Below are 11,914 nucleotides of genomic sequence, written 5' to 3'. Positions count from 1 at the left end.
GGGTTACGGGGTGGCGGTGAGCGCTGCGGCGGGGGCGGACCGCAGGGCGTCGGCGAACTCGTCGACGGCCTGGTAGAGGTCCAGTTCCGCCTCGGGCCGCAGCCGGTCGGGGCCGCTGCCGCGCTCGACGGAGGAGTCGAGGACGAACCGGCCCGCCGTGACGTGCCGGGCGCCGAGCGCGGCGAGCACGGGGCGCAGGGCGTAGTCGATGGTCAGGACGTGTGCGAGGCTGCCGCCGGTGGCCAGGGGCAGGATCGTCTTTCCGGCGAGCCCGTCCTGCGGGAGCAGGTCGAGGAAGGCCTTGAGGAGGCCGGTGTACGAGGCCTTGTAGACGGGGGTCGCGACGACCAGGCCGTCGGCCTCGGCGACGGCTTCGAGCGCCCGGCGGACGGCCGGCTCGTCGCGGCGCCCGGAGAGCAGGTCGGCGGCGGGCAGGTCGCGTACGGAGAGGTGCGCGGTCTCGAAGCCGGAGTGCGCCAGGCGGCGCACCACGTGGTCGGCGACGACGGCGGTACGGGAGTGGGCGGAGGGGCTTCCGGTGAGGGCGAGCAGGCTGGGCACGAAGGGGCTCCTTGCGGCAGGGTCAGACGGCGGTCGAAGCTCCGGAGGCGATGCCGAAGGCGGGGTCCGGAACGCTCTCGGGGCTGATCAGTCGGGACGGCACGCCGTCGGGCCCGACCGGGACGTCCCCGTCGACCGTCACGCGGCGCAGGGTGCGCTCGTGCTCGTCGGAGTCGTCCACGCCGTAGTGCTGGGTGGCGCGGTTGTCCCAGATCGCGACGTCGCCCGCCCGCCACTGCCAGCGCACGGTGTTCTCGGGGCGCTCGATGTGCGCCTGGAAGAGGTCGAGCAGGGCGCGCGAGTCGCGGCCGGTGAGGCCGACGATGCGCTGGACGAAGTTGCCGAGCAGCAGGGAGGGTTCGCCGGTCTCGGGGTGCACGCGGACCACCGGGTGTTCCGTGAGGAACGAGGTGGAGGTGAACACCTCGCGGTACTGCGCCAGCGCCTCCGGCAGCGCGTCGGGACGGAGGGCGGCGTAGTCGTACTCGTTGGAGTGCAGCGCGCGCAGGCTGTCGGCGAGGGCGCGCAGGGGCTCGGGGAGACCGGCGTAGGCGGTGGCCGTGTTGGCCCAGAGGGTGTTGCCGCCGTACGGGGGGACGGTGACGGCACGGAGGACGGAGAAGGCCGGGTAGGCGGGGACGAAGGTGACGTCGGTGTGCCACTGGTTGGCGCGGGCACCGTGGTGGGAGTCGATGCCGAGGGCGTAACGCCCGTCCGCGGAGGGGACGGTGGGGTGCGCGACGGGCGTGCCGAGCAGCCGGGCGAAGGCCTCGTGCGCGGCCTCGTCGAGGTGGCCCTGGTCGCGGAAGAAGACGACCTTGTGGGCGAGCAGCGCGGCCCGGACCGCGGCGACGGTCTCCGTGGGGAGGTCGCCGCCGAGGCGGACGCCGCCGATCTCGGCGCCGATGCGGCCGCCGATCTTGGTGATCGTGGGCAGGGGGGTGGTAGCGGTGGCCATGGGAGCTCCCTGGGGGTACGGATGAGACACCCGCCGCGGTGAGGGCAAACGGGTGGGGAAGGAAAAGCGGAGCGGAGTGGTCCCGTACGGCGGACGCGGCAGCGCGGCCTCTCGGGCGCGGCGCGGCCCCGGCGGTCGGGACGAGCGATCAGACCGTGCTCAGGCCTGGCAGCGGCCCGGACACGCGCCCGGCGCGGTACGGGGGCCGGGGGTGTGGAGCCGCGGGACGAGACGTTCGTTCGCGGACATGTCCCGGAGCGTCTCAGCGCCCCCACCCCGGGTCAACCCCCGCCCCCACCCGCCCCGCTCCCCGCCCACCCCCGCCGACCTGCCCTTTTGCCGCCCCGGGTCGGCCGAAACCCGTGGCTGAATTTCACGCCCCCGCAACGCCCCCGCCACGCCGCCGCCCACGGCGCGGCTGCCGCCGGCCTGATCCAGTCTCTGGCGAGTGCCACGGAGCGGCGACAGGGCACCCGTGCGGGCGATCGGGGGCGGCTGCGGCTGCGGCAATGAGGGACGGACGGTAGACGCACCTGTCTGCCTAGGAAGTCCATGTACTTGCCCCCCAGGACATGCGGCCCGTGCCCCAGATTCGGAGGCGATCGGGGAGGTCAGCGCCGGACCGGAGGCCGGCGCTGCTTCCCTGTCAGTCCTCGGACAGCACGCACCTCCGGAGCAGCGGTTCCAGGCGCACGTGGCTCCCCTCGTGGTCGAAGACCTGCAGGGCGTCGAGACAGGTCACGATCCAGCGGGCTTCCTCCTCGTCCTCGATCCGGACGGCCACGGCGGTCACCGCGCTCTCCCTGTCGAACGGATCGTCCGGGAACTCCTCGGCGAGGGCCCGGTACCCGGTCACGAGCAACGGGTCCGCGTACACGCCGGTCGCCTCGGCGAAGGCGCGGGCCCGGCTCCGGTCCCCGCACAGGTCGGCCAGCCGGTTCAGCACCGCGTCCGGATCACCCAGTTCGCCGTGGAGACGGTGGGCCCGGTCGACCAGGGCCGGCCAGCCTCCGGTCAGCTCGTGGAGCCGGTCCAGACGGTCCTCCGTGTGAAACTTCTCGACCCGCTGCGCCCAGCCGCGCAGACTGCGGCGGTCGTGCCGGCGCAGCACCACGGGTGCGGCCGAGGTGGTTTCGGAGCCCGTCAACAGGGGGCGCCACAGGCCCAGCTGGGAGGGGTCCGTCACCACGACGACCGCCCGGGTGACCCCCGGCGTGACGGGCAGCAGCGTGTCGGCGAGATCCACGGCCTGTCGGGGCGCCTCGGGCCGGGCGTCCGGGTAACGGGCGAAGTCGCTGATGACGACACGACGCTCGCGCGGGCGCCCGCCGGTGAGTTCCTGCTTGTAGACACTGGGCTTGCCGACCGGGGGCAGCGTCCAGTCCGCGATCCGCCCGGCAACCGTACGGAGGGTGTCGCCCACGTCGCGGACACCGGTCGCCGTGCTCCCGAGGACGACCCTCGTCTGGTTGGACCGCTCGCCGAGGAGGTCGTCGAGCTGGGTGATGGTGAGCGGGGCCGGCCGGCCGTCGGGCAGCTCGGGGCGCCCCTCCTGCACGATGCTCTCCTGGAGCTCGCAGTCCTGCTCGGCCCTGAGCAGGCGGGCGTCCACCTCGTGAGAGGTGCCGATCATGCGCAGGGCGTTCGGGCCCCGCAGGTGCCAGCCCTGGCCGTCGTGGTTGGGGGCGAGCACACCGAGGCCCACCATCTCGGAGAGATACGCACGGAACCCCTCGGTGTCGAGCTGTTCGAAGCCCTTGCGCCAGAACGTCTCGCACTCCTCGCGCAGCTCGGCGTCGCTCAGCCGCACCTCCAGGCCGCGGTGGCGCGCGTGGTAGGCCAGCACGTTCGCGATCACGTCGTAGCGATGGTCGAGGCTCAGGGTGTCCTTGAACGCCGCCGAGATGCCGTCCCTGAGGCCGCTGTCCGACTCGACGACCTCGATGTCGGCGCCCTCCACCGCGTACGGAGGGCCTTCGACACCGCGCCGCGCCCGCTTGCGGTGCATCACCTCGACCAGTCGGTGACCGAACATCTGGAGGAGGAACGGCTGGTAGGAGCAGTAGCCGAGGACCCGGTTGACGAGGTCCACGTCCTGGAACTCGAAGCCGAGCGCCCGCATGGGGTCGACCAGCAGTTCGGCGGCGGACTGGGGTGCGAGCGGGCCGATCACCTTCGGGGTCTGCGCGAGATGACCGAACGGCCCGTTGCTGGCAAGCTTGGAGAACCGCTGTACGGAGTGCAGGCCAGCGAAGACGACCTTGGCACGGTCCTTCGTGTCGGACCCCAGGCCCTTGAGCTTCTTGGTCTGGTCGAAGCGGGGGGCGTCGGCCTCGAAGAACTGGTCGCACTCGTCGAGCAGGACCAGCAGCCGCCGACGGGAGTCGCCGTCGAGCCAGGCGCGGATGCCCGCGCGCACCCGTTCGGAAATGTCCTTCCCCGACTTGCGGCTCGGCTGCCCGCCCAGTACCTCCGACGCCCTGAGCTTCTGGTCGAGGACACTCCACAGCGCCTCAGGGCCCAGCGAGCTGCCCTTGCCGATGTTCTCCTGGTCGAGGTTCACGTACACCGCCAGCTGGTAGCCCGGGCGCTGCTCCTCGAACCGCTCCCCGGCGTCACTGAGCAGGGCGGACTTGCCGAGTCCCCGGCCGCCGAAGATGACCTGGGTGCCGCTCCGGTCGAGAACGCTCTTGCGCTCGACGTCCCGTCCGTAGAACATCTCGCGGCCGATCCGGCCACGCTTCTCCCGGATGTAGGGGTTGACGCCCGAGAACGGCAGCAGGGTCTGGGTGGCCGTGCTGACCTGCCGGTTCCCCCGTGCCGCGAGATAGGCCAGGGCGGCGTCGTCCACGACCAGCATCGGCTGCAACCGGGCCGACCCGACGGCGAGTTCGACGCGGGCCTCACGGCTCAGGGTGCCGAAGTAGAGGACCAGGAGGCTCGCACCGCTGGTGTCGCCCTCCGCCAGGCTCATCACGTACTTGGCGGACGGGCGGCCCCAGACCATCAGCACGCGGAGACTGCCGCCCTGCTCCCGGATCTCCGATCCGAACGCGGGGGCCTTCGCCCGGCCGTTGATCTCCACCTCCGTCACTTCGAAGAGGCGGTACTCGCGTCGCCGGTGCGACTTCTCGTCCAGCGGCTTGGCGCTCTTGGCGTCGTAACCGAGGAGTTTGAGGGCCGGGAGCAGCTGCCGCCGCGCCGATACTTCGAGCCGGTCCTTCGGTTCGGTGGCGCCCAGCTCGCGCCACTCCTCCAGGGCGTCCGCGGCCAGGGCCGCCTCGTCGGTCGACAGCGCACCGTACTCCAGGACGGGGACGTCCGGATGCGTTCCGCCGCACCGCACGAGGCCGACGAGGGCGCGGTCGATGCCCTTGGGCAGTCCGTCGGGCACGGCCGGGAAGAACTCGGTCAGGTGGGACTCGCCCCCGTCGATCTCCGGGACGTCCTCGCCGATCTCCAGGAAGTACACCAGGTCCGCTGCCGTGGCAAGACCGCCGGTGTCCAGGTGCCGCAGGACCTGCGCGCGCAGCGCCTCTGTGGGTTCCAGGGCGTCGAGCCGGGCTCGGATCCGGTCCGACGCCTGCTGCCGGAAGGCGGGGAGGTCGTTGCGTACGGTGTCCAGCGCCCGCCGTACGTCCACGAGGTCGTACGCGGCGGTGTCGTCGAGCCGGTCCTTGGCGTCGGCGAGGAGTTCCTGGAGGCGCAGGTCCTGGTCGTCGGTGACGGCGCCGTCGGCCTGAGCGCGGTGCAGCTCGGCGACGAGGTCGTCGTGCTCGCCCCGCAGCTCCGTTCGCCGTGCGGCCGCCCGGGACTCGATCTCGGGCACGGGGGGCGGGGTGAACCCCTCGGCCTGCACTCCCGGCAGCAGCCCGTGTCCGGCCAACTCGACGAGCGTGCGAGCCGCGGCGAAGGCGTCGCGGTCGAGCCGTTCGGCAAGGCCGTCCTGCCAGGTCCGGTCGACCGCGGCGAGCAGCTCGTCGAGCGACGGGCGCTCGTCTCGGCGGTCGCGGACCTTCAGCAGTTCCGCGTCCAGTACGAGTTCGGGATCCACCGGACTCCCGGGACGCGCGGGCGCGGCGTCACCGGCCAACAGGGCGAACAGCTCCTCCACCGAGGCGCGCGCCGCCCACGCAGTCGCGGCGTTGACCGCGCCGGAGTTCCGGGCCAGCTGCTCCAGTTCGGCCAGTGTCGCCTCCCGACCGTCCAGCAGGGACCGGCGCAGGGAAGAGATCTCTTTGACTGCGCGGTTGCCGTCCGAGCGGTCGCCGCGGCGGATGGTGTCGACCGCCAGGCACCACTCCTTGGCCAGGCCGACGGCTCGTTCCACGAGATGCACCAGGTCCTGTCGCCCGGAGCCCTGAAGCGGCTTGCCGCTGGGCGAGCGGTGCTTGCGGTCCATCCGGTCGATTTCGTTGCTGACCTCGGGCAGCTTCGACAGGCGCTCCGCCTGCTCGCGCACCCGTGCCGCCCCGTCGCGCTGGTCGGCGACCACGGTCGTGAGCAGCGACCCGAGGAGCCCGTCGTCGGCCAGCCAGCGCTTGGCGATCTCCGTCGCCCGCGCGAACCGGAGCCTCGGCGGTACGAGCAGGACACGACACTGCTCCAGCAGGTCCCGCAGCCGTGCCTCCGCCCCGGAGACGTCGGCGCTCACCACCAGGGGCGAGGCCATCATCAGGGCGCCGCTGAGGGTACGGTCGGCGACCGCGGTCGCCGCCTCGGCCAGCCGCTCCGGCAGCCGGGGCGCCAGGGCCTTCAGCTGGGCACCCGCCAGGTGGTCTCCGGTGATCAGCGCTGTGCGCAGCAGGGCGGGCAACAGAAGGAATTCGCTGCCTTCCGCGTCGCGGCCGGCGTGTCCGCCGTACCGCTGGAGCAGGTCGGCGGTCAGCCGGGCGCTCTGGCTGTCACCGGACGTCAGCAGCCCGGCGGCGCCGGCCAGGTGAAGCGCGGCCACCTGCGGCTCGGGGTGTCCGGCGGCGTGCGCCACGCGGTGGGCGAGCCCGAAGCGCCGCTCCACGACCAGCCGCGTCAGCGCCTGCTCCACCACGACCTCGTCGGAGTTCTCCTCGGTGGTGGCGGGGGCGAGGCCGTTCGGGGTCTGCGGCGGGCGCCGCGTTTCCTCGTCGTGCGACACGGTCGCGGCGGGGGCGGGCTCCGGGGCGAGCACGGACGGAAGGTCGGTCTCCGGCTGCACGGCCACTGCCAGCCGTTCGTCGGCCGGCGTCGCGGCCGGCTCGTCGGCGGGCGTCAGGGCCGAGTCCCCGTCGGTGCGCCTCCTGGCCGACGTGGCGTCGGCGGCGGGCGAACCGGATTCCGGCGTCTCGGGGGCGTGGCCGCCGGGGTCGTCCGCCAGGCTCTCGTCCGCCTGCCCGACGACGGGTTCCCCGAGCTCGGAGGTCGTCCCGCCCACGGCACGCTCGTCCGCTCCTCCGACCCCGCCTTCGGTGCTGCCCTCGTCCGCGGGGGCCTGGGCCTCCGCGCCGTCCGCGGCCGGGTCGAGGAAGTCCTCCTCCGGCCGCGTCTGCAGCACCAGCTCGGGGGCCATGACCACCGCCATGGCGCACGCGGGCAGAACCCGCACCATCCTGTCTTGCAGCGCCAGGATCTCCGTCGCCGCGTAGGCCTGGCGCCCCTCCCGGATCAGCCGTGCCAGGTCGGCAAGCGCGGCGGCTTCCTCCCGTTGGGGCTGCTCCCACACCACGGCGTCCAGCAGACGGCGGGCCGCTCCTCGTACGGCCTCGGCGGCGAAGGAGGCGGGGCTGTCGGGCCGGCCCGCGACCTCCACCAAGTCCCGCAGCGTCTCCCGTGCCCGGCGGTCGCGGTCGCGCGCTCCGCGGTACTCGCGCGCGGCCTGCGTCATGTCCTCGAGCCGACGGGGCACCCCTTTCATCCCCGCCGCGCGGAACGCCGCGTCGGCGCTGTCGAAGGCGACGCCCAGCGCGCCCAACGCGGCGAGGTCCTCGCCTTGCGGAGGGCGGCCGTCCGCCACCGTGCGCGTCACGTTCTCCGCGGCGTGCCCGGCCGCCGCGAGGGCCGACTGCAGGTGCCGGCAGGCCTCCTCCGGATCCGTCTCCTGGCCGGCGGGAGTGGCGGGGGCGGTCACCGACAGGTCGTGCGGGGCGCCGGTGTCCCATGCGACGCCCTCGGAAGCGTCAGCCTCATCGCCCGTCCTGCCGACGGCGGCGGGAGCGTCGTCCTTCCTCCCCCCGGTGGGCAGCCGATCGGCGTCTTCCGGTATGCCCTTGAAGCCCGGGTTGGCCGCCACGACGGACCGAGCCTCGTCGGCCACGGCAGCCAAGCGTGCGGCCTCCTCTCCGTCGGCCCTCCCCGTGAACCAGTCGTGTGCGGCCGCCCAGGTGAGGAGGTAGGCGTCGGCGACGGAGGCGTTGCACCACGCGAACACCGTGACCCGGAGGAGTGTCGCGCCCCAGCGGGACACGGGATCGGGCAAGGTCGTGCCGCCACGGGGAAAGGCGACCGCGGCGATCTGGTTCAACACGTTGGGCGTGAGGCCCCTGATGCCGTAGGTCGAGTTGTGCTGCCGGGCCTCGCGCCGCAGGCGGGAGAGGACGTCCTGGCAAAGGGCCCTGCCCGCACGTCGAGGGGCCGCCATGCGGATCCCCAGGCTGCCGAGCAGTTTCTGCCGCTCCTTGGGCGTCAGGGAGTTGAAGGCGAGTTCCACCATGTCGACCGTGAGTTCGCTCAGGGCGGCGTCGACCGGGTGTTTCAGGGCGTTGAGCGCGGCGGCCAGCCCCTTGAGGTCCTCGGCCGAGACGGTCGGCGGGGACAGCGGCGGCCCCGTGATGACGTGGTAGAGGTCGTGCATGGACGCCTACTCCGTTTCTGCGGTGGTACTGCGCGGTCGGCTCGCTCGACGCCGAGAAGCCAGGGAAGGACGAACGAGACGGGCAAGAAGAAGAGAAAGCCGGTGGAGGCGCGGGTCAGCAACCCCGTGTGTGCTCGATGACGAACGTGTAGCCGTAGGGCAGTTCCCAGCCGTCCGCCTTGCCGAGCCGACGGCAGTGTTCACGGAAGGCCGCTCGCTGCGCCTCGCTGGGCGAGCAGCCCGGCCGGAGGCGTCGCAAGTGCCCCGCGACGAACTGGAGGGGGAGTAGACCGGCGCCGTCCGGGTCCGCACCGCCCCAGGGGCGTATCACCCGTCGCGTGAGGGGGCGGTAGCCGATGAGCGGGATGGTCGGCTGCCCGTCCCGGGCCGGGTGATGTGGCTGGCCCCATGCGTCCCTGCTGCCGAGGGCCGGCTCCAGCAGCCGCTCGGCGAGCAGCTCCGCCACCGCCGTCTCCAGCGTGGCGGCCTGGGACCGCGCCGGCTCGCGCCCGTAGACCGCGCGCGGCAGGACCGAACGGTCCAGGAGGGCATGGCCGTCCAGTGTGAGCAGCCCGCAGCGGCGCACGGTGCGCATCACCAGCTGCCGGGGCCCCAGACCGGCCGCGCTGTCGCCGTGGCGATCGCTGCCGGGGGCGTCGTCTCTGGTGAGCACGCGGGGGTCGTAGCAGTGCTCGATCTCCCGGTCGCCGACGTGCATCGGCTCCGTGAGCGGGGTCGTGGCCGCTCGGATCACCGTGTCGCCGCGGAGCCAGCGCAACTCGAGCATCAGCCCCGGGAAGAAGTCGCGGGGCCAGTGAACGCCCGCCAGACGACCGGTGTCCCCGTCGAGTTCGGCCGCGACGTCCTGGACCGCGTGTTCGCGCGGGAGAGGACCGGTGTGGTCGAGAACGAGGCGCGAGGTGAGGCGCGGTCCGTGGGACAGGACGAGTGCGCGGGCGGCGTGCGGATGCAGGGGGAACCAGCCGCCGATGAGGTGGGGCAGTCGCAGGGGGGCGCGCCAGGCGATCTCCGTCGCGTCGTTCCGGAGGAGTTCGGCGGGACCGAGGGTTGCGTCGTCGGCGAGGGGAAGGTCGATCGGCGTGACGTCTGCTTCCGGTGCTACCGGCCGTGGCCGCGCGTCCGGCTCCGGCGGCGCGGGAAGGGTCGACGCCCAGCCACGCCCGGCCGGGGTGAGGGGGTCCGCGGGCGCTTCGACACCGCCGGGATGGTGAGACCGCCAGACTCCTCCGCTCTCGAAGGCGTCGTCGAGCGTGATCCGGGAGCCGTTCTCGAACAGCCCGTGATCGCTGTCCCCTCGGACGACGTCGGCGAGCGTCAGGTTCGCCCGGCAGACGGCCGCCGCGTACCCCACGCCCTTCAACAGCTCCGTCGCACCGGGGAACTGGCGGAGCCTCGGTCCGACCGCCGTGTAGACCGTGACCGGGGTGGTGAGGCCGTGGCGCCGCCTCGCCGGTGTGGCCGCGTGTTCCACCGCGGCGGCGAGGGCCCTGAGGTCGTCGCCGCCCAGTGGGCCGGCGTCGCTCCAGCACTCCGCGAGGGAGGTCCGGGTCACGGCGTAGTGGCCCCATGTGCGCAGGGAGGTGCTGGAGCCGAGGACGCCACGTACGGTGTCGAGCAGGCCGAGCAGCCCCACGCGCAGCTCCTCGTCGCTCGTGCCTCCCACGAGTTCGGCGAGGGACACGGGAACGAAGGGGCTGAGCAGCTGTTCCCGAGCCGTGGTCAGGAGATGGTCGGCGTAGGCCGTCAGGTCGTCGCGCCGTGCCGCTTCGGGGGACGGATAGCAGACGTCGACGACGACGTGCCCGTCCTCGTTGATCCAGCGCCGGCGCGTGCGTAAGCGGTGGAGCTGGGCCGGCGACAGGCTCAGGGCAGGACCGAAGGCATGGACGTCCGGGACGAGGAGTTCCTTTCGCCGGGGAGCGGCATCGGTGCCCGGCGTGCCTGGCCCCCGGGCGCCTGCGGGCGCCCCGGACACCCAGGCCGGCACGTCCCCCAGCGCTCCCACCTCCGGGTGGACGCCCTCTCGGTGGACGATCTCCGCGAAGATCGGGTCGGATCCTGTGGCCACGCACACCATGGCACCGACCGGCAGCACGGGAGCGCGCCCGCCGAGGGTGATCACAGGAAAGTCGTCGAGCCGCAGCGGGCTGCCGCCGTACCCGTCACCCCCGAGGTCGTATCCGAAGTACGCGGCGTTGAAGGCGACGGCGGTGTGCACGGGCGTCCGACGGGCGGCGACCACCGCCTCGAGGTAGCGCAGCAGCAGCTTCCGGTCCCCGTACGGTGTGGCGTCATGGCCCTTCGCCATGGCGGAGGTCAGCAGAGGCTGCTCCCCGTAGGGATCGGGCACCCCCGTCCCATCCTGCTCGCCGACCGTTGCTGACACGTACGGGTCCCCACCCATGGCACCTCCGCCGCACTCCGGGCCACCCCGACCCACCTGCGGTAATGCCCGCAGACTACGCCCGGGCGCAGCGTTCCTGTGGCACTTTCCCCACTTTGCGATCGCAGCTTCCCGCCCGTCGGCCGCACGCGCGGATCGCTCTCGGCGGCACAAGCGGCAGAGCGCCTTCCAGGCGTCCGCCGAACGTCCGCGATGCCCGTCCGCCAAAGCCCTCGCACTCGCAAAGCCGCGCCCTTCCGGCCCGTTTCACCGGCCCCGTCATGCGTCGCCTTCAGTCGGACAGCGCGGGGGCCCGTACTGCGATCCGATTCCGCGGTCAGGGTCTTCGATCGGGATAGGGCGCGGTCAGCCACAGCGCGAGCCGCTGGTTCTGTCCGGCGAAGGCTGTGCATCCGAGCAATGATCCGTTCTGCTCGCACGCCGTCCTCTCAGCGGAGTACTTTCACGGTCAGAGGCTCCATGGCCACCCCGTCGGACAAGAGGTGTCCGGGTTCCGGGAAGACCGTCCGTTGCGGATCACCGGCTACTCAACCGCATCATGCCCTCAGGTGCAGGCTGGAGATCGTCCTCAAAGACAGGGAAGCCGCGGCGTACTGGTAGACGCTCTTGACCCTCCAGCAGCTTCCAGTGACCGTCCGGTACGTGAAGTGACCAACCCCAGGAAGGACGCGTACGACCGCACCGCCATGGTCCGCGGGCCGGACTGCGTGACGCTGACCGACACGAAGGCGGGAGAGGCGGCTCCCTTCCGGGTCTGGCTGCGCAAAGAGAGTCCGACGAGCTCCGCCACACCTCTCGCGCCAGCATTTCCAACCAACAAGAACCCAGGTCAGATCCTTAACTCGCTGGCTCCAGAATCGCCATGCACTCGACATGGCGAGTCACCCCAAGCATGCGGCCGAAACAGAACAGTTCAGAGACGTGCTCGACCCAAAACGGGCGCACGAGCGATGCGCATGACGTGCGCTACGTGCCGTCTGTGAGGCGCGGCCGGGACGGTGACCGCCTGCCGCGCGCGCAAGTCGACGGCGAAGTTGCCTGAGGTGCCGTGATGCAGCACCGGACCCGGGTGGCGCAGCTCGTCTCGGCCTCCTGGTCATCCCGGCCGTCGGGGGGCTGCCGTCGGCCCCCCACGTGAGGCGGC

Annotated in this window: 4 protein-coding genes; all 4 read right to left on the bottom strand. The window is 72.6% G+C overall.

The features are described 5' to 3' along the window. Positions 1–3: 3 nt before the first annotated feature. The 4 genes from ssuE to ACWDVG_RS16890 all read right to left on the bottom strand — a co-directional run bounded on the left by ssuE (position 4) and on the right by ACWDVG_RS16890 (position 10,716). A complete protein-coding gene (ssuE, locus tag ACWDVG_RS16905; protein WP_451699971.1) occupies positions 4–561 on the bottom strand; it encodes an NADPH-dependent FMN reductase in 558 nt (185 codons plus the stop codon). Between the two features lie 22 nt (positions 562–583). After that, positions 584–1,519 (bottom strand): TauD/TfdA dioxygenase family protein, encoded by a 936-nt coding sequence (locus tag ACWDVG_RS16900; RefSeq protein WP_451699970.1) that lies wholly within the window; start codon positions 1,517–1,519, stop codon positions 584–586. A 646-nt stretch (positions 1,520–2,165) separates the two neighbouring features. Further along, positions 2,166–8,345, bottom strand: coding sequence for a hypothetical protein (locus tag ACWDVG_RS16895; protein ID WP_451699969.1), 6,180 nt, complete (start codon positions 8,343–8,345; stop codon positions 2,166–2,168). 115 nt (positions 8,346–8,460) lie between these two features. Then, positions 8,461–10,716: a hypothetical protein gene (locus tag ACWDVG_RS16890; protein WP_451699968.1), complete on the bottom strand. Its 2,256-nt coding sequence runs from the start codon at positions 10,714–10,716 to the stop codon at positions 8,461–8,463. Positions 10,717–11,914: the final 1,198 nt, after the last annotated feature.

Source organism: Streptomyces sp. NPDC003327 (assembly GCF_053589515.1).
Note: the sequence above shows the minus strand (reverse complement) of the source record. Positions and strands in the feature narration are given on the sequence as shown.